Source organism: Priestia sp. TGN 0903 (assembly GCF_050846855.1).
GTDB classification, from domain to species: Bacteria; Bacillota; Bacilli; order Bacillales; family Bacillaceae_H; genus Priestia; species Priestia zanthoxyli.
Genome location: NZ_JBOZGL010000001.1, coordinates 1235218 through 1254208 on the forward strand (window position 1 = coordinate 1235218; position 18991 = coordinate 1254208).

Consider the following 18991-nt stretch of genomic DNA (forward strand, 5'->3'; position numbering starts at 1 on the left):
CTTTCCTTAGTATAATAAAAATAGGAGTTGAATGCAACTCCTATTTTTAGGTTATTCGTATAATTTACTTCCAAACACATGTTTTTCTAAGTTTGACAAACGTTTTAAAATATCAAAGTTTGTCGTACCCGCTTGCTGCTGCTGTTGAGCCGGCGGCGGGGTAAACGAAGGTTGTTGCGGCTTTTTAGATAACTCTTCTACTTGCTTTTTTAAGCGTAAATTTTCAGTTTGTAATGCTTCAATTTCTTCATGAAATGCTTCATAATCTTTAATAACAGAATCTAGATACTTATCTACTTCCTCTTGATTATAGCCTCTCATGCCTGTTTTGAATTCTTTTTCTAAAATTTCTTTGGCCGTTAAACGAATTTTATCAGCTAACATCTCTATCACCTCGAATACGATAAACCTTATCTTTATTATAATTCATTTTTTCAAAAATAGCTTCAAATGTCAATTTATCTTTTAAAATGTTTCGTCAAGTGGCGTTAAAAAGACGAAAATTTTTCTTCATCCACGATATCTTGTAAGTCGTGAGACGTCACCATTATAATAGGGTATTCTTCTCGTTCAGCACGCTTTTTAGCCGTTTCTAACATATATTTAGGACTTCCTTCGTGCTCTTCGTCGTAAACTAAACAAATACCTTCACTTTTTTCTACTAAAAATTGATTTTTCAACCGAAACTGTGCTGGACTTTCATATTTCTTTTTTGTGATGCTATCTACATAATCTGCTTGACTTAAGACGAATTCATACAATTCTTTATTGACGTCATTCCATTTTTCTTCCTGCTCCAAAAATGGTGTTAAAACAGCTAACTGAAGCTCGGGATAATCGAGCTGCAGATCAAATACCACTTCTGCTGCCCAAATCTCTACTCCTAGCTGGCCACTAATCAATACCCATTCTAATCCATCTTCTACTAATTCCTGTAATTTTTTATAGAGCGCTTTTTTTATGTATGTAATGCCTTGATGTTTTTCATTAAAAATTCCAAGTTCGAATGGCTTATAACCAGTAACCGTTAGCACCTTCATTATATAACTCCTTTGTAACAAAATAGAATAGGAACTGATGTAATCAGCTCCTATTAACGTACATTATCTAAAATACCCTGAATTAGGTCCTTGATGCGCGCCTTTTGTATGACAGCTTCCTTGGCCGCAACCTTTGTGTCCAGGATAACTAGCGCCTGCTACTTGACCTGGGTAACCTCCTTGGCCTGGAAAACCAGCTCCACCTACTTGACCTGGGTAGCCTCCTTGGCCTGGATAACCAGCACCTGCTACTTGACCTGGGTAGCCTCCCATTTGACCTGGATAGCCTGCTCCACCTACTTGAGTTGGATATTGCTGCGCACCGCCAAAAAACTGTTGATTTGAAGTTTCATTTACAACAGATTGTGTTTGCGGGAAGTAATGCACGTGCTTCACATTTGTATGATTCACCAATGTATTATGACTTGGATGAATGTGAGGTACAACTACCTCCTGAGAAGTAAACTGTGTGCAGCATTTTGTTGGATGCACAATTGGTGGCATACATTTTGTTGGTCTTGGATACATATCCTTTTTCCCCTTTCACTGTTTAGTTATTACACTATTACAATATGTGAAGGGTAATGTACATGTACTAAGACAAACACCTATTTTTGACCTACATAAAGGAGTTATACGAATTTTTCAAACTGCTTAAGACAATTACTGTTAAACAAATTAATGCGAAAAATGATACTAAAATCACATTTTTCATGAGGCCTCTCTCCATCTCACCAAAGTTCTGTTTTTAAGCTGTAAGAATCAGTCTTACATTGACTAATTTTATCAATGACTGAAAAATAGAACAATATAAAACGTCTACAAAAACAAAAGAATAATAATTCTGAATATTTTAAAATAAATCAGCTGAAGCCTATCCTTTAGCTGATTTATTTTTTAATCTAAGAAGTCTTTTTTCAAGCGCTTCCTTCGACGTTTTTTTCGTCATTCCCTTGAGTTGATTCCACTTCTCCGAGGCTAGCTCAGTATATAGAAGTGCTTGATGAACATCTTTGAGACGATGCTCATAAATTTTAGCTAACTCAACCAGTGCTTCTATAGCGACGTCACCTTCACATGTTTGAACCAAGGGTTCAAACATGTCCACTGCCTCTTTCCAACTCTTCTCTTTTTTATAATGATAAGCCATCGCTAGCTGAGCTTTTTTATGCTCTTCTTTTTCTTTTTCCGCTACGCCTTGATAAAGAGAGAAAGCGTGCTTGTTCTCCCCCAACTGCTCATACCACCTTGCCACTTCATATGTTTCTTTTTCTGTAAACTCCTCACTAGTAAGGAGATGTTTTGATAAATGAATGTATAAGGTAATAAGCGATAAAATATCATGTTCATTATGTTTCATAATGTCGAATAAGCCTCTTGGATTTTTCGTTTTAATAAAATCAAAATAAATCATGGGAGCTAAGAAACCGGGAATATCATCAACTCGTTCAATTCCAAGTATTTCTTTTTCGACATTCGCAAGCTTAACCGAACCCATTTTATGTTTCCACAGCCTTCTTGACGCATGCAGTAAATCAAAGTGACCGAACTTAGGCAGCTTGGGCAAATGATCTCTCAATAGCGTATGGCGAGTCTTGACGTGAGGCCAATCGAAAGATTTACCATTATAAGTCACAAGCGTCGTGTAGTCTACTTCTTTTAAAAAACTTTCATAAAATGCTACTTCTCCACTTGGCTCGGTTAATATATGCTGACGAAAAACGACGGAATCTTTTAACACCCTTGCGTATCCTAGCAAAAAGATAGTCGTTCCCGTACCTGTACTAAGCCCCGTCGTTTCCGTATCAAAGAAAAACAAATCTGAATATGTGTGGCCTTTTGATGAAAGCGGATGAGCAACTGTAGACTGATTCCATACTTCCACTACTTTTTTCAGCTCATTAAATTCATAATGTCCATGCTTGGAGTCGAGCGGATAAACCACTTCTCTGATCATACAGTAGCTGTCTTCGGCAAAGTAAGGCGCAGCATGATTTCCCTTCCATTCTTGCTCATAGGGAATAGACGCGCCCTTAGATCCCTGGGGGTTACTTTCAACCGGAGGCTTCGCTTCTGTAACATGAAGATGCTTTTTCATACGGTTTAATTTATTTTTAAAAGACACGAGTTCACCTACTTTGCAGTTGTTGTAGCAGTACGAGCGCATCGCTTTTCGCGTGTTCTCCCTGTGCTTCCATACCAATACAGGACGGACAGCCGCTTTCGCAAGAACAATTTACAATTAATTGATTAGTTTGACTTAGCACACCATTCATTTGTTCGTATACTTTATCGCTTAGGCCAATGCCTCCCGGGTATCGGTCATATAAGAAGATAGTGGGCTGTTCATTGTGCACCGCTTTTATCTGAGGCACTACATGTAAATCAGAAGGATCGCACATCACCATAAGCGGTGCAATTGACTGAATGGCATTTGCCACGGAAATAAGAGCTTGTTCCAATCGTTCTTCAGATTCGTGAAACTGTTCTTTTTCAAAGCTTAGCCACACGGCATTTGTATGAAGCTCTTCTTCCGGAAGTGAAATGGGCCCTGACCCTATGTTTTCATGCGTCTCAAACTTTATTTTTTTAAATATCGTCGCCATGGCGCTGACCATTACATCGCCATAACTGATTGAATATGTCCCTTCCAGTCGTTCTTTATCAGCTTCTAGAACCTTCAAGTTAACCGCCAAGTTTGCATCGGTAAAATAATCTACATCGACTTCACGAACATACGCTTTTTTCTCATCCCAGTCCAAGTATTCTACTTGATACTGAATGCCTTGATGCAAGTAAATCGCCTCATCATGAAGAAGCGTCATAGCACTAAAGCGATCCATTTCTCCAATTACTTTCACATTTGCAACGTCTGATTGATCAATGATGACAACATTTTCTTGGGATGCAGAGCGCAGACTGATATTATGAGCTGGGAAGGAATCATTCATCCAGTACCATTTATCTCCGCTAAAATGAATCACTCGTTCTTCTTGCAAAAACTCCAGCACGTCTTCAATTTCTACCCCATCAAATGTTTCTCCCTGCTTAAACGGCAGCTCATAGGACGCACATTTTAAATGATCGACTAAAATAACAAGATTATCAGGATTAATTCGAGCTGTTTCTGGATTTCTGCTAAAAAAGTAATCCGGATGCTGAATCATATACTGATCAAGCGGACTTGAACTTGCGACCATCACAATGACGGCTTCTCCATGACGTCTTCCTGCTCGTCCTGCTTGCTGCCAAGCGCTTGCAACCGTGCCTGGATAACCTGTCATTACACACACCTGCAGCTGCCCGATATCCACTCCTAGCTCTAAAGCATTCGTACTGACTACCCCGTAAATACTTCCCTCTCGAAGTCCTCTTTCTATTTCGCGTCGCTGCTTCGGCAAATATCCTCCTCGATACCCTTGAATAGACTTATGTTGAAGCTGGTTTTTTACGAGCTCCTGCAGATACGTTAAAATAATTTCCACTCGTACTCGGCTTCGTGCAAATACAATCGTTTGAATTTTATTTTTCAAAAACTCTCCTGCAATATTTCGCACTTCAAGCGTAGCACTTCTTCTAATGTTTAACGGTTTATTCACAATAGGCGGGTTATAAAAAATAAAATGTTTGCGGCCGCTAGGCGCTCCGTTGTTATCTACTAACGTAACATGAGCTCCCGTTAAATGTTCAGCGAGTTCTTTTGGATTAGCGATGGTCGCTGATGTACAAATAAAGATAGGATCGCTTCCATAGTAGCGGCAAATTCGTTTTAACCGGCGTATAACGTTGGCTACGTGGCTTCCAAAAACACCGCGGTACGTATGAAGTTCATCAATCACAATGTATTTCAGATTCTCAAACAGTGATACCCATTTTGTATGATGAGGTAAAATAGCTGAATGAAGCATATCCGGATTCGTAATAACGATATGCCCTGCTTTTCTCACCTTTTGGCGGATATTTGCCGGAGTATCTCCATCATACGTATAGCTATTGATTGGCACTTCCATTTCTTCAATGATTTCATTTAATTCACTTTTTTGATCTTGGGCAAGCGCTTTTGTTGGAAACAAATAAAGAGCTCTAGCTTGATCGTTCTCCATAATACTTTGCAGTACCGGCAAGTTGTAGCACAGTGTTTTCCCCGAGGCTGTTGGCGTAACGGCCACAACATTCTTCTTAGCTGTCGCCAAATCAAACGCTGTTTTTTGATGCGTATAAAGCGAACCAATTCCTCGTTTTTCAAGTGCTTCCCGCAGTTTCGTATGCAAAGAAGCTGGAAATGGCGCAGTTTTAGCTTCTTTCTCTTCGATTGTATGCCAATGAACAATATTTTGCTGATACGATGGATTCGTTTGCAAGATATCTATTACTTCTTGTAAGTTTTTTCGTATTCTCATTTTCATCACCTGCTTCTATTTTAACGAATGAACGTTCGATAGAAAACCATAAGTTTTTGTATGTTTTTGGTGGATTCGGACATGGTATTAATACAGTAAATTTTTCAAGGAGATGTTAAAAATGGGAAGCCCTTATCTTTGCCCCAGCTGCAAAACAAATCGAACGCGCTTTAATATCATTGAACAAAATGCAAAACCTGTAAAAATGGACCCAAGAAGCGGAGATGTCGTAGAAGAATACACAAACGATACGCTCGATGCCTTTCACGCTGCTTATAACGGACCCCAAAAACGCATTCAGTGCGGAGCTTGCGGCTTAGTAGAAGATGAAACCATGTTTGTACGGCATGCTGAATCAAATAAACTTCAATAAAAAAAGGTGGGGCCCTTTGGTCTCACCTTTACTCCTATAACTCTTAGTGCTTTTTCTTGATGGAAAAGCAGACATTTTCATCTAAAAAATTCATGTCTTTTCTTATACAAACATGCTAAAATACCTAAAAAAAGATATGGAGATGATGGTCATGTCATTTCTTCTTTCGCTTTTACCTTTCTCCTTTCTGAAGAAATTTCGTTTCCCTTCAGGAAGAGAAGTTAATGAAGATAAAATGTTCGATAAAACGAATACAGAAATGCTTCAACAAAGAGTCAAGCTAGTTTCACTTGCTCTTGTCATTTCCTACCCTCTTTATATTTATATAGGGTTTTCTTTACTTCAACATGCGGGGACATCTCAGTTTAGACATACACTAATTGGTATTCATTTCACTAGTTTCGCTCTCTCTTCTCTTTATTTATTCTTCTATTATTTTAGTAAAAGAAAAGAGCGATTTGCTAACTACTTAAGCACCATGGTATATGGCTATATATTTTATTACGTATTTGCTGCAGCACTTTCTACTATTAACAGCCAGCTTTTCACAGGTCGCGTAGACGTCTATATGATGCTTTTGATTTCCACAGCTGTTTTATGTCCTATGAAATTAAAACATCTGTGCATTATTTTTATTCCTAACCATCTTTTTTTACTATATGGCTTATCACGATATGTACCGGATTCTGTTTCTCTTATTTCAAAGCAGATCAATACAACTGCAGCAGTTGCTATCGCTTTGCTTATCTCATATATTCTCTATACATACCGTCACAAAGAATATATGAATCATTTAAAGCTAAAAGAAAGCGAACATAATTTTTTTACGCTGTTCAAAATTAATCCCTATCCTTTACTATTAACGAGATTATCCGACCACAAAGTGCTGCTCATTAACAATAAAGCTATTCATTTTTACAATCTTGCTTCTCAAGATCTTGATCAACTAGACGGATTTATAATCTACCCTACTGATGAAGATCGAGAGGAGATTTTAAAACGTCTTCAACAAAAAAAGCATGTAAAAAACTATATCCTAGAAGCACGTGAACATGGAGATTCTAAGTGGGTTATGATCAATTATGAATTACTAGAGTATAGAAGCGAAAGCTGCATACTCGCAGGTATTACCGATATAACCGATTTAAAAGCGGTTGAGCATGAATTGAGCTTGCACGCTTCAACTGATATGCTAACCGGAATTTTAAATCGAAGAAGCGGAATGGAAAAACTGCAGCTGGAACTGCTGAGAGCTAAAACCAATGATACATCTTTTGTATTATGTTTTATCGATATTAATTCCTTAAAACTAGTAAATGATCAATACGGTCATAGAGAAGGCGACTGGCTTATTAAAACAATAGCAGAATCAATTAGTGGTTATATTAGCAAGGATGATACGCTCTTTCGCTACGGAGGTGATGAGTTTTTATTAATTGCTCCTGAACAAACGGAAGAATACGTACACGAGCTATGGCAAAATATTAATAATCAGCTAGAAGATAAAAAGAAAGAATGTAAGAAGCCATATGCACTGTCTGCGAGTTACGGGTTTATTATATGTGCGCCTTCAGACGACACCAACCTAGATACATTAATTCAAAAAGCAGATGCTGCCATGTATAAGCAAAAACATACGCGCGTTTCTTCCATCTTTAAGTAAATCATCGAAGTCCTTGCGCCATCGCATCAAGTAGATTCGCTAAATAGAATGACCAAGGAATAAATCCGTGCATGAATTACGCATGCACTTTCTTTCTTTGCAAAGAAAAACTATAATAGATGATGCAAGTATTTTACTGATATATGGAAAGGACGTACATATGTTTACAATTAAAGAATATACAGCTGAACAATTGCAGGATCCATTTGGTCTCCTTCTAGGTGAACGCTATGAATTTCATTTATACATTGAGGTAGAAGAAGAGGATGAATTATATACCGGCAGCGACCTAGCACTACGCGTAGTATATATTAAAGGCGAAGATAACACTTCTATTGCCCAGACTCATTTCTACGAAGTTTCAACAAATAAAGTATTAGACTTCGACCTAGAAGAAGAGGAAGAAGCAGCTGTCAAAGAGTTTTGCGGGAAGCATTTACCTTCAGAGGAAGGGACAGATAAAGAGGAATAATTAAAAGCGGCTGGAACAAAAGTAGTTTAGTAAAAATCCGAACGATGAATTGAGATTCCTGATGGAGAATCCAACTCGTTCGGATTTTTTCGTAGTGATGGTGAACGTAGGTTTCATGTATGTAGGTGCTTATAGCTGTTGATTGGAGGGCAAGGCTCAGCGCCCGCCCGCGGAAAGCGCAGTCTTGCACGGAAACCAACAGCTATGTAACAAGCAATTCATACTAGAGAATCCATTCCATTTGTTCGTCTTTAGATGGGATCGATTTCGTTATGTATCAATATCTTTTTGATTTCGTTTTTCCATTAGCTTTTTAACTACTTCTTTTGGTTCCCAGCATGTAAACTGATAAGCAGGACGAGTTTCATAGCCTAGTCTCTTGCATTGATACTTCATTCCCTTATCCAATTTAATGCTTTGAAAATGTTGACATGTGGCACAGCAATGAAATGAACTCACGCCTTCCCTTCTCCCCTACTTTAATCTATTTTCTTAATCATACAAATAAAACAAATTCGCACAAAAAAAGCTGCCGATCGGCAGCTTTCATATGTAGCGTTGAATTATAATTTTACAACATTCTCCGCTTGAGGTCCACGTTGGCCTTCAACGATTTCAAATTCAACTTTTTGGCCTTCTTCTAATGTTTTGAAGCCTTCAGATTGGATAGCTGAAAAATGAACAAATACATCATTTTCGCCTGGTACTTCGATAAAACCGAAGCCTTTTTCACTGTTAAACCATTTTACTGTACCTGTAGTAGCCATGTAAAAAAACCTCCAAAAAATGTAAAAATTTTAATATGTTACTCTATATTTACATTTATACCGTAAATAAAAAATTCACATATTATAAAAGAGACCTACGCGAAGTAGATCTCCTTTATAACAAGTGAATTTTCACTAAATCTAATTCGAGTATATGGTCAAAACATAGTATTAATTATATTTGGTTGCGTTTACATTATACTATACCTATATGTAGAATGCAAATATTTGGCCACCTTTAACATATGGCTCATCTGTTTTACAAGATATTTACCTTCCTTACGTCAACATGTTATCAATATGGGCGTCGATAATTTCTTTTCGTTTATTTTGCAGAGTTTCAAATAATAGCTTAGCTTCTTCTGAAGTTAACGCAAACGTTGTTGTTTCTTCATGGTTTTCTTCTTTTGTATGAAGCACAAATATGCTTTGTCGGATTTCACTCATACATATTCCTCCTTTTTCGATAGTATAGGCTTTTTTATATTTTTCATGTATGCTTCACACGTTTTTAACAAATTATAAGAAAGGTTAAAACTTATAAGGAGTGATACTATCATGAAGAAATCGTTTTTGTTTGTTGTAGGCTGCATGACGACCCTTTCTTTATTCGGCTGCAGCACAGCAGATCAAGGTAAAGATGGCGTCATTGACGATAATACAGTCCGCAACGTCACATATGAAAATGGAAACAATAAAACGAAAATGAATGACGTAAATAATACGCAAGACGTACAGCGTAATGAGAAAGAACAGTACAATCAGTCCGGCGGAATGAGAGTAGCCGATGTGGCAGCTGATCGTATCGTAGCGTTAAAAAATGTAAAAGATGCTAACGTAATCGTAACCGACCATACAGCTTATGTAGCAGCTGTATTAGACGATAACAAAGAAGGCAATCTCACAAAAGATATGGAGCATAAGATCGCACACGAAGTACGAAAAGCCGACGGCAGTGTTCATCGAGTGTTTGTATCAACAAACCCCGACTTTGTAAACCGTATGAATGGATATGTAGACAAGCTTCAAACGGGTAAACCAGTCTCTGGACTGTTTGACGAGTTTTCAGAAGTTGTTCGCCGCGTGTTTCCAAATTCACGCTAATATACATGAATGTCAAAAGAGCATTTTATAAAATGCTCTTTTTATTTTACCCATTGCATAAAATATTGCATAAAAAATGCACTTATAAGTTTCTGAATATTTTTATTTTATTTTATTTTGAAAGCGTTTTCATTTCTTTATTATAGAGGGATAGGGGATTTTCGCCTCATGTATTTTACGGTTTTGTGGGTTGATAGTAAGGGAAAAGTTTGTTAGTTTTAGAAACCATAAGATGTTTGCATGGCGAGCAGTGCTCGTTTCATGCATAAAAAATGCATAAAGGGGAGATTTGGTGGATATTGGTGTTTATATTTCACTGGGCATTTATTTTGTAGGAATGCTCGGAATAGGATGGTATGCCTACACAAAAACAACTCAAGACGTATCGGGTTACATGCTAGGCGGACGCGGACTAGGTCCGGCTGTTACTGCGCTTTCAGCAGGTGCTTCAGATATGAGCGGATGGATGTTAATGGGCCTTCCTGGATCCATGTACGTGACAGGTCTTTCAAGTTTATGGCTTGCAGTAGGTTTATCTATTGGTGCTTATTTAAATTATTTAATCCTCGCTCCGCGTCTTCGCACTTATACGGAAGTAGCGAATGACTCCATTACAATTCCGGACTTTTTTGAAAATCGCTTTGGGGACCATGCCAAGGTTCTTCGAACAGTATCAGCGATTGTTATCTTTATTTTCTTCACTCTTTACACTTCAGCTGGTATGGTATCAGGCGGAAGATTGTTCGAATCGGCATTTGGTTTAAATTACCAAATAGGACTATTTGTAACGGCTGCTGTCGTTATTGCCTATACTCTGTTCGGCGGTTTCTTAGCCGTTAGTTTAACAGATTTTGTGCAAGGCGTTATTATGTTCATTGCCCTTGTTTTAGTGCCTATTGTAGCCTTTACTGACTTAGGCGGCGTTGGAACAACAATGGATATTGTAAAAAATATCGATCCAACTTACCTTGATTTATTTAAAGGTACAACCGTAGTAGGGATTATTTCTTTTTTAGCCTGGGGACTTGGCTATTTTGGTCAACCTCATATTATCGTTCGCTTTATGGCGATCTCTTCTATTAAAGAATTAAAGCCTGCCCGTCGTATCGGTATGAGCTGGATGATCCTATCAATCATTGGCGCTATGTTAACGGGTCTTGTTGGAATTGCTTATGTGGATCAAACTGGGATGAAACTTGGGGATCCTGAAACAATCTTTATTAAATTTGCTGATGTTTTATTTAATCCATTAATTACTGGATTTTTATATGCAGCTTTATTGGCAGCGATTATGAGTACTATTTCTTCTCAGCTGCTTGTAACGGCAAGCTCTGTTACAGAAGATTTTTATAAAACATTTTTCCGACGTAAAGCCTCTGACAAAGAGCTTGTAACAGTCGGAAGAGCTGCGGTTTTAGGTGTTGCAATTATTGGTATTTTGCTTTCTTTAAAGCCTAGTGATACGATTTTAGGACTTGTCGGATACGCATGGGCTGGATTTGGTTCTGCATTTGGCCCGGCCATTTTACTAAGTCTTTACTGGAAGCGTATGACTAGATGGGGAGCCCTTGCAGGAATGATTGTAGGTGCAGCTACAGTATTAATTTGGGTAAATACTCCATTGAAAGATGCCCTTTACGAAATGATTCCTGGATTTTTCTTAAGCTTGCTGGCTGTTATTGTAGTAAGTCTGTTAACAAAAAAGCCTTCAGAAGCTGTAGAAGATCAATTTAGAAACATGGAAAGCGTATTAGAACAGCATACAAAATAGTAAAAAAAGTACACAAGTTACGACTTGTGTACTTTTTGCTTTTAATGCAAGCCCTGCAGTCATATATATGTACTAAAGACGGATTAAGGAGGGTTTTTACATGCAACATTCTTATTTCCCTTATGAACCTACACAGCCACTGCGCGCAGATACACAAAATAGAGAAATTAAAGTAACTGGTGAAGGAAGTGCTTCAGCCATTCCAAATGAAATTTCCATGACGATTGGAACGCGCACGGAAAACCGAGACGTTCAAGAAGCCTTAAAAGAAAATTCAGCTGTTTCAAATACTCTGCTGCAAGAGATACAAAAACTTGGAATCAATGACCAGCAAATTGAAACAGCTTCATTCACTATAAATCCTAAATATGATTACAGCGATGGAAAATCGACTCTTACAGGATACGAAGTACAGCATTTGTTTAGAGTAAGAGTACAAGATGTAAAACAAGCTGGCGATGTTTATAACGCTACGTTTTCAAGCGGAGCCAACGTAGCGCAAGATCTTCAATTTCACGTTACAAATGATGATAAATATGAACAAGAAGCGATAAGTAAAGCTTTGCTTAACGCTAAAGAAAAGGCCTTTACCATTGCCAACACGCTGCAGCTCCCTATTAACCAAATCCCCATTTTAATCGAAGAAGGCCCCGTCTATCAGTCATCTGGCTCCTCGCCTAAGTTATTAGCAGCCTCTCCCCCTATCCAAGCTCAGTCCTTGACTGTATCCGCTTCTGTAAAAGTTACGTACACGTATTAATACTTATGATAAACTATAGATTATTATAATGAAGAAACTAATCTAAAGGAGCTCTTTGCACAATGACTTCTGAACATTTACTAGCAGCTTATCAGACCCTATGGTTGAACCGTTCTTTCGCTTCTAAACAAGCCCTGACAAGTGAAGATCAGCTTCACGAAGCCATTCTGAAAGATTTAAAAGATGAAATGACTCATCCACGCGTTCGGCAAACACCGTATGTAAAATATCATCTTGGCATAAAAAGAATTCTAAACAGCAGTCTTTCCTCTGATGAAAAAGTTGCGCTTACGTCCCTATACACAAACCTTTTAGATAGCTGTATATAACAAAAAAAGGACTTCCTTAATGGAAGTCCTTTTTTTATTTAATTAACGCTTTTTCTTCTAAGCTTTGAAAAACAGCGTTAAAGTCTTGCTTCAAATCCTCGAATTCCTCTAGCCCTACTGAAAGGCGAAGAAGTGAATCAGTAATTCCTTTTTCTTCACGTACTTCTTTTGGGATACTTGCATGAGACATTGTTGCAGGATGCGTGAGAATGGATTCAACTGCACCTAGACTAACTCCAATTGAAGCTAATTTGACTCCTTGTAAAATATGTCGTGCTACTTCTTCATCCTGCACTTGGAAAGAAATCATAGCTCCGTATCCATTTGCTTGTTCTGAAATGAGTTTGTGGTCCGGATGACTTTTTAAGCCTGGGTAGTATACACGGCTCACTAGAGATTGTTCTTCAAGCCACTTTGCAAACTGCAGCGCTGTTTTTAACTGCTGATCTAAACGAACTTTTAATGTCTTAATGCCTCGAAGCAGTAAAAAACAATCCTGTGGCCCCAAGATAGCACCAAAAGCATTTTGTACAAACTTTACTTCTTCCGCTAGCTTTTCATCGCTTACTACAACTAAACCGCCAATGACGTCACTGTGGCCGCTGATATATTTTGTAGCACTATGAATGACAATATTTACACCAAGGTCAATCGGCTGCTGTAGATAAGGTGTTAAAAACGTGTTATCCACAATTGTAAGGAGATTGTGCTCCTTCGCCAAACTTGCTACTGCTTTAATATCCGTTACCTGTAAAAATGGATTTGAAGGGCTTTCGATATAAATAGCCTTCGTATCTTTTGTGATAGCTTCTTCTACTTTCTCAACCTTCGTTGTATCAACAAAAGTTGTTTTGATACCAAACTTTGAAAATAGTCGTGTTAATACACGATATGTCCCGCCGTACGTATCGTGTGAAACTAAAATTTCATCTCCTGATTCAAAAATAGATAACACCGATGAAATAGCAGCCATACCTGATGAAAAAGCAAAACCAGCGTATCCATTTTCTAGCTGAGCAATAGTGTTTTCTAAAGCCTCACGCGTTGGGTTTCCTGAACGAGAATAGTCATAGCGGCCGTTGTTCGTCTCATCTTCTTGATTAAATGTAGATACCTGATAAATAGGTACGTTAACCGCTCCAAAATGACCGTCAATTCCTGTATTTGCATGAATTAAGTTCGTACCAAATCTATGTTTATTATTGTTGGTATGCATCAAATGCCTCCTTCAAATCTTTAATTAAATCATCTGCGTGCTCAATTCCAACTGATAATCGAAGTAAACAGTTTGTTACTCCGACACGATTTCGAATTTCCTCCGGAATATCAGCGTGTGTTTGACGAGCTGGGAATGTCATTAAACTTTCCACGCCTCCTAAGCTTTCTGCAAATGTAATAACTTTAACATTTTCTAAAAGTACTGACACGATGTTAGGGTGTGAGACAGCAAAAGAAATCATGCCTCCAAATCCAGTTGCTTGTTTCTTCATGATTTCATAGCCCGGATGTGTTTCAAGACCAGGGTAATACACTTTTTCCACGAGATCATGAGCAGTAAGCCAATTTGCAATTTTCAGTGCGTTTTCGTTATGTTTTTCCATACGAAGCGCTAGCGTCTTAATACCGCGCAATAACAGCCAGCTATCCTGTGGACCTAAGATTGCCCCAGCTGCATTTTGATAAAAACGAATTTTCTCTCCTAAGCTACTACATCGAGCGACTACAAGACCAGCAACTACATCATTATGACCCCCAATGTATTTGCTTGCACTATGTATCACAATATCTGCTCCGAGCTCTAAAGGACGCTGATAGTAAGGGGACATGAATGTATTGTCAACGATAGTAAGCAAATCATGCTGTTTAGCTAACGCAATTGCTTCTGGCAAATCAGTCACGTGCATCATTGGATTTGTAGGTGTTTCAATAAATAGAGCTTTCGTGTTGGGACGAAGCGCATCTTTTACTTGCTCGAGATGGGCTGTGTTGACGTACGAAACAGTAATTCCTTGCTCTGAAAAGATTTCATTTAGTACTCGGTACGTTCCTCCGTATAAATCCTCTGATACAATTAAATGATCTCCGTTTTTAAATAGTGCTAAAACTGCCATTACACCCGCCATTCCTGAAGCGAATGCTACTCCTACTTCGCCTTTTTCTAAAGCAGCAATTGCTTCTTCCAATGCTGTACGAGTAGGGTTTGCCGTACGTGCATAGTCAAATCCCGTACTTTGCCCTAAAGCAGGATGAGCAAATGTTGATGCTTGGTAAATGGGTGTTGTAATAGAACCTGTTGAAGGGTCACGACCTACTCCTGAACGAACTAATAAAGTTTCAATTTTCATCTATTTCTCTCCTTAACTCAAAATAAAAAACACTCTTCACAGATGGAAGAGTGTTCGTTTATACACGATTTCTCTCATCTGTTAGAACAATACTGATGTTCCACAGGAATTAGCACCGTTCAAATGAATGTTTCATTTGATGGTTGCCGGGCATCGCAGGGCCAGTCCCTCCGCCACTCTTGATAAGAGTTCTATATAATTGTTGGTGGTTAACGTTTGTTGTTACTAACTTTAATAAAGATTTTCTTTATTGTCAACATAATTTTCTAAAAAATTTAAATCATCTCATTTGTTTATTCAATATACTTGTCCTGATAAGCACATAAAAAAAGAGACGACACCAAGGTCTCTTTTTCTAAGGCAAGTGCACAGATTTTACGTGAGCTAACTTCCAGTACATACTTTCTCCATTTGCCGTAATTAGTTCAACAATATTATTAGAAACTTCTTTAAGTACGCCAATTTTTTCTGATTGATCCCCTAAATCTAATACGACCAGTTGATTTTCATATTTTTTAAGCTGCTCTTCAAAGTTTCTGACAAAAGGTGCAGAGGCAGGCCTTACTGGGAGCTCTTTGTCACTTAAAGAATAAGGGGTTAACTCATTACTATAAGGGGTAAGCCATTTCAAATGATGTAAAGAAACAAAGACATTTTTATATACTGGAGAATAAAACACAAGATAATCATTCAGCACGCTTGTAATATAGCCATGCAATGATTTTCCTCCTGTTACATAAATTTCAATAAATTTTCCTTTTGCCTGCTGTAAAATATTACGATAAGAAATCCGCTGACTTTCTTCTATTAAGTTCTCTTCTATGGTTCGTAAAGGTGTATAATCTTCTTCTGAAACCTCTCGCAAGCGATGTATGTGTAAAAGAGGAATATACAAATAATCATGTCCATTATATAAAACCATTACATCTAACCCGAGATCAACAAGTTTTCCTATAAACGTTGTTTTCCCTGATATATCGACTTCAACAATTTTATCAATATAATGATTCATACTCATTCTCATTCTCCTCCTTTTTCCTATATGATAGAAAAGGTGCTTTATAAGCACCTTTTACGTTCCAGTTCGTCATGCTTTCCAACGATAATTTTTCGTTTTAATAACTTTTTCACCTGGTGTTGAAGAGCGTGAACCCGTACGGCGTCCTCCCGAGCGATCGTCTGTGCGACCTCCTGTACGTCTTCCGGTACGTCTTCCGGTACGGTCTCCAGTACGGCCATCCGTGCGACCTCCGGTTCTATCTACTGTAGTTGACTCTTGCATAGAATCTTCTTCATTTGTATCTCCATTTTGCTCAGAATTTTCTTCATTTTGCTTGAAAGATCCTTTTGATCCTAAGGCAATGGTTTTTACGTGTCTTGGTTGTAAACGTAAAACTTGATTATTTTGTACAAGAGTAAAGTTTCCACTGCGGCTTTGAACTAATACACCTTCCACAGCCTCTGGGCCTCCACCGTTAATAGCTACCCATCTATGTGAAAACTCTTCAAACAGTTCATTAAAACTTTTCGCTTTGATATAATCAGGTGTTTCTTCAACTAATAATGGATTTTGCGGAACAACAGGTGTATTTTTGCTTACAACTTCACTTACACTCTTTATATGCTCTACATTGATATAAACGACGCCGTCATCTTCTGTTAATAATACGACATACGCAGATTCAAATGAGCCTAATACGTCAAGGATTTTACCCACTTTCTTCTCTGGACCACCTTGATTTATTTGCACCTGCTTATCTTTCATTAATAATAGAGTACCTGCAAATGTGTTAGCTCTGTGAAGTTCTACTTCACTATTAAATCCAGAAAATGTTTGTGCCGAATTAGACTTCGTATCCTCTGTAATGCTTTTAACATGGGCAAGCTGATAATAAATAAATGTATACTGCTGCTGTGGAATAAGCTGAGCCGGCTGATTATTTTGCTGGTTGTTATTTTGATTTGTTTCAAGAGCAAGTGTTAAATAATCTGATTGAACGTCAATTAAATATCCCGTTTTAGATTCAGGCCCCCCGCGATATACAGTCACTACTCTCCCTTTTAGTGGTTTAAAATGGGCAGAGTAGCCCGTGCTTTCAGCTTGTTGAACTTTGCGAGCGCGACTACGATTTGCATTTTGAGTTTGATCTTGATTTTGGTCGTAGTAATAGTTACTCATTGTTTTTCCTCCTTATTGATTATCCTTATTGGTCATTCATACTGTATATATACGTATCATGTACAGCTATTGATTTCCTGCATTTGCCTATTATTAACAAAATCCACTGTTGCCTATAAATTGCCTATAAATCTATCTCTTTTTAAAAAGTCAAAATGTTATTTTTAATATACGCTGTTCGTTCTTTTATAAAAGACAGCATAAATTCGGGTTCTTTATAAAATTGCTCCAAGTTATCTTTTACGTAAGGATCTTTTAATACATAAGGAGCAATATACTCATGCAGTTGATAAATGATTGGTTTCATGTATTCTATCGTAAATTGATTATTTAGAACATTGTTCATTTTTTGAATATATCGTTTTTTAATGCTGTTCACCGCCAGTAAGCGAGCTGTAAGCGTATTAAATCCTTGTGCGCGGACATAGTCTCCTTCCATTACTTTTCCATTTACATCTCTTCCCCAAGTTGCATCATAATCCCATGGAATCAGTTCAAAGCGCCCGCTTTCATGATTTAGATAGAAGGCATAGTTATGGACAAAACCGTCGTAATTCTGCATACAAATAATACCGACTAACCAAGATAAGTAGCGGTCGACGTTCAAGTACTTCTCAATATTCTGTTCGAATTCTGTATTTGTCCACGTATTAAGATTAAATATAAACTTTTCTAATTTTTCCGCATCCCCTTCTCTCACTGCTTTATTTTCATATCCAGATAACAAAGTTGTTTTCGGCCTTTTATCCAAATCGCTCATCAAAGAAAAATTAGCATCTCCGTCCACTGCATAAAATATGGATCCATCCGCTAAATTTCTTTTTTTCAAAAATAGTTCATCTACCGATTCGAGCTGAAGATATATTCCTTCATTTTTCCCATTAATTTTAAGAGTGACAAACTGAGAGTGAGGAGATAAAACGTCTAAAGAGGAGAAAAAATCGAGAGACAATTTGTTGCGCATAAGCGATGGATCTTTGTATTCGGCGTTTAGGTGTATTTCTTTGGCGCGCTGAAATATTTTTGGAGAATAAAATTCAATATAATATGACTTTTTCTTCATCTTCCGAATGTGGGAGCCTCTTAGCAGCAAATCAATATCGTAGCGTTTTTTGTTAAACTTCATCGTTGCCTGAACCGCTTCTTCTGACCAAATATCTTTTTGCATTTCCTTTAAATCTTTTACATTTACAAACAGAGCGTATTGAGGGATTTCTTTTTGATTCATGATTCGACCACCTTTCTTCAATTATTAAAGTATATGAAGGGTAAATTCTCCATGATACCCCGCAGCATCAACTATTTGCGCAAACTCCACTTTTGACTCATATCAAGGACAAGCATTAGCGCGTATTCTATTAATGCAAGACCTAGTCCAATTGACAAGGAGGTTTTTGTATTGCATATTACACCTGAAAAAATCAAAGAAGCTGCTGAAGCCCTAGAATGTACAGAACTGAAATCTTTTATGTTTCAAGAGCCAACTGCTGGTCCACTAACAAGAAAGCGTCGCTCTTCTCGTAGCACTGGCCGCAGTAGCCGCCGTTCTACTCGCGGTACTCGTCGCTCTTCTCGCGGCACTCGCCGTTCTACTCGTCGCTCTCGTCGTTCTACTCGTCGCTCTCGTCGTTCTACTCGCCGTTCTCGCCGTTCTACTCGCCGCTCTCGTCGTTCTACTCGCCGTTCTCGCCGTTCTACTCGCCGCTCTCGTCGTTCTACTCGCCGCTCTCGTCGTTCTACTCGCCGCTCTCGTCGTTCTACTCGCCGCTCTCGTCGTTCTACTCGCCG

21 protein-coding genes and 1 riboswitch are annotated in these 18991 nt (G+C 38.1%); of the genes, 8 read left to right on the plus strand and 13 right to left on the minus strand.

Translation table 11 applies throughout. From position 1 onward, the window contains the following. Positions 1-51: 51 nt before the first annotated feature. From gpsB to ACRPLY_RS06335, 5 genes are all read right to left on the minus strand, one after another. Positions 52-384, minus strand: a complete 333-nt coding sequence (gene gpsB / locus ACRPLY_RS06315; protein WP_013056140.1) for a cell division regulator GpsB — start codon at positions 382-384, stop codon at positions 52-54. Positions 385-488: 104 nt separating this feature from the next. Continuing rightward, on the minus strand, positions 489-1040 hold the full coding sequence (locus tag ACRPLY_RS06320; RefSeq protein ID WP_028414057.1) for a DUF1273 domain-containing protein: 552 nt from the start codon (positions 1038-1040) through the stop codon (positions 489-491). Between the two features lie 63 nt (positions 1041-1103). Continuing rightward, positions 1104-1568, minus strand: coding sequence for a spore coat protein (locus ACRPLY_RS06325; RefSeq protein WP_016763481.1), 465 nt, complete (start codon positions 1566-1568; stop codon positions 1104-1106). A 346-nt stretch (positions 1569-1914) separates the two neighbouring features. Beyond that, positions 1915-3165 carry a ribonuclease H-like domain-containing protein gene (locus tag ACRPLY_RS06330; protein ID WP_432231678.1) on the minus strand — a complete coding sequence of 417 codons (1251 nt, stop codon included), beginning with the start codon at positions 3163-3165 and terminating at the stop codon, positions 1915-1917. A gap of 4 nt (positions 3166-3169) precedes the next feature. Next, positions 3170-5440 carry a DEAD/DEAH box helicase gene (locus ACRPLY_RS06335; protein WP_432231679.1) on the minus strand — a complete coding sequence of 757 codons (2271 nt, stop codon included), beginning with the start codon at positions 5438-5440 and terminating at the stop codon, positions 3170-3172. Positions 5441-5561: 121 nt separating this feature from the next. Between ACRPLY_RS06335 and ACRPLY_RS06340 the strand changes: the two genes are divergently transcribed. The 3 genes from ACRPLY_RS06340 to ACRPLY_RS06350 all read left to right on the plus strand — a co-directional run bounded on the left by ACRPLY_RS06340 (position 5562) and on the right by ACRPLY_RS06350 (position 7948). Continuing rightward, positions 5562-5813, plus strand: coding sequence for a hypothetical protein (locus tag ACRPLY_RS06340; protein WP_013056134.1), 252 nt, complete (start codon positions 5562-5564; stop codon positions 5811-5813). Positions 5814-5964: 151 nt separating this feature from the next. Continuing rightward, positions 5965-7476, plus strand: a complete 1512-nt coding sequence (locus ACRPLY_RS06345; RefSeq protein WP_432231680.1) for a diguanylate cyclase domain-containing protein — start codon at positions 5965-5967, stop codon at positions 7474-7476. Between the two features lie 160 nt (positions 7477-7636). After that, on the plus strand, positions 7637-7948 hold the full coding sequence (locus tag ACRPLY_RS06350) for a DUF6509 family protein (RefSeq protein ID WP_028414061.1): 312 nt from the start codon (positions 7637-7639) through the stop codon (positions 7946-7948). A 270-nt stretch (positions 7949-8218) separates the two neighbouring features. Here the strand turns inward: ACRPLY_RS06350 and ACRPLY_RS06355 are convergent, their stop codons facing one another. From ACRPLY_RS06355 to ACRPLY_RS06365, 3 genes are all read right to left on the minus strand, one after another. Beyond that, positions 8219-8407 carry a hypothetical protein gene (locus ACRPLY_RS06355; protein WP_028414062.1) on the minus strand — a complete coding sequence of 63 codons (189 nt, stop codon included), beginning with the start codon at positions 8405-8407 and terminating at the stop codon, positions 8219-8221. Between the two features lie 104 nt (positions 8408-8511). Then, entirely contained in the window at positions 8512-8715 is a 204-nt protein-coding gene (locus ACRPLY_RS06360) for a cold-shock protein (RefSeq protein ID WP_013056130.1), read from the minus strand. A gap of 279 nt (positions 8716-8994) precedes the next feature. Beyond that, positions 8995-9162 carry a hypothetical protein gene (locus tag ACRPLY_RS06365; protein WP_165573336.1) on the minus strand — a complete coding sequence of 56 codons (168 nt, stop codon included), beginning with the start codon at positions 9160-9162 and terminating at the stop codon, positions 8995-8997. Between the two features lie 111 nt (positions 9163-9273). Between ACRPLY_RS06365 and ACRPLY_RS06370 the strand changes: the two genes are divergently transcribed. The 4 genes from ACRPLY_RS06370 (at position 9274) to ACRPLY_RS06385 (ending at position 12679) form a co-directional block, all read left to right on the plus strand. Next, positions 9274-9819: a YhcN/YlaJ family sporulation lipoprotein gene (locus tag ACRPLY_RS06370; protein ID WP_033578433.1), complete on the plus strand. Its 546-nt coding sequence runs from the start codon at positions 9274-9276 to the stop codon at positions 9817-9819. 292 nt (positions 9820-10111) lie between these two features. Further along, positions 10112-11590, plus strand: coding sequence for a sodium/proline symporter PutP (putP, locus tag ACRPLY_RS06375; RefSeq protein ID WP_028414064.1), 1479 nt, complete (start codon positions 10112-10114; stop codon positions 11588-11590). 100 nt (positions 11591-11690) lie between these two features. Then, positions 11691-12350 (plus strand): SIMPL domain-containing protein, encoded by a 660-nt coding sequence (locus ACRPLY_RS06380; protein ID WP_099330771.1) that lies wholly within the window; start codon positions 11691-11693, stop codon positions 12348-12350. Between the two features lie 62 nt (positions 12351-12412). Then, positions 12413-12679 carry a hypothetical protein gene (locus ACRPLY_RS06385; protein WP_028414066.1) on the plus strand — a complete coding sequence of 89 codons (267 nt, stop codon included), beginning with the start codon at positions 12413-12415 and terminating at the stop codon, positions 12677-12679. Positions 12680-12713: 34 nt separating this feature from the next. Here the strand turns inward: ACRPLY_RS06385 and ACRPLY_RS06390 are convergent, their stop codons facing one another. The 5 genes from ACRPLY_RS06390 to ACRPLY_RS06410 form a co-directional block, all read right to left on the minus strand. Beyond that, positions 12714-13895, minus strand: coding sequence for a trans-sulfuration enzyme family protein (locus ACRPLY_RS06390; RefSeq protein WP_048018481.1), 1182 nt, complete (start codon positions 13893-13895; stop codon positions 12714-12716). Next, positions 13879-15024 (minus strand): trans-sulfuration enzyme family protein, encoded by a 1146-nt coding sequence (locus ACRPLY_RS06395; protein ID WP_099330770.1) that lies wholly within the window; start codon positions 15022-15024, stop codon positions 13879-13881. The genes ACRPLY_RS06390 and ACRPLY_RS06395 overlap by 17 nt, the downstream gene beginning before the upstream one ends. Before the next feature lie 71 nt (positions 15025-15095). Then, positions 15096-15213: riboswitch (SAM riboswitch) on the minus strand. 166 nt (positions 15214-15379) lie between these two features. After that, on the minus strand, positions 15380-16042 hold the full coding sequence (locus ACRPLY_RS06400; RefSeq protein WP_028414069.1) for a hypothetical protein: 663 nt from the start codon (positions 16040-16042) through the stop codon (positions 15380-15382). 69 nt (positions 16043-16111) lie between these two features. Continuing rightward, the gene (locus ACRPLY_RS06405) at positions 16112-17203 is read right to left on the minus strand and encodes a hypothetical protein (protein WP_028414070.1); all 1092 of its coding nucleotides are present in this window, start codon (positions 17201-17203) and stop codon (positions 16112-16114) included. A gap of 142 nt (positions 17204-17345) precedes the next feature. Further along, entirely contained in the window at positions 17346-18434 is a 1089-nt protein-coding gene (locus tag ACRPLY_RS06410; protein WP_028414071.1) for a CotH kinase family protein, read from the minus strand. A gap of 168 nt (positions 18435-18602) precedes the next feature. Here ACRPLY_RS06410 and ACRPLY_RS06415 point away from each other — a divergent pair. Next, a partial coding sequence (locus tag ACRPLY_RS06415) for a CotG/ExsB N-terminal domain-containing protein (protein ID WP_432231681.1) occupies positions 18603-18991 on the plus strand: 389 nt, incomplete at its 3' end.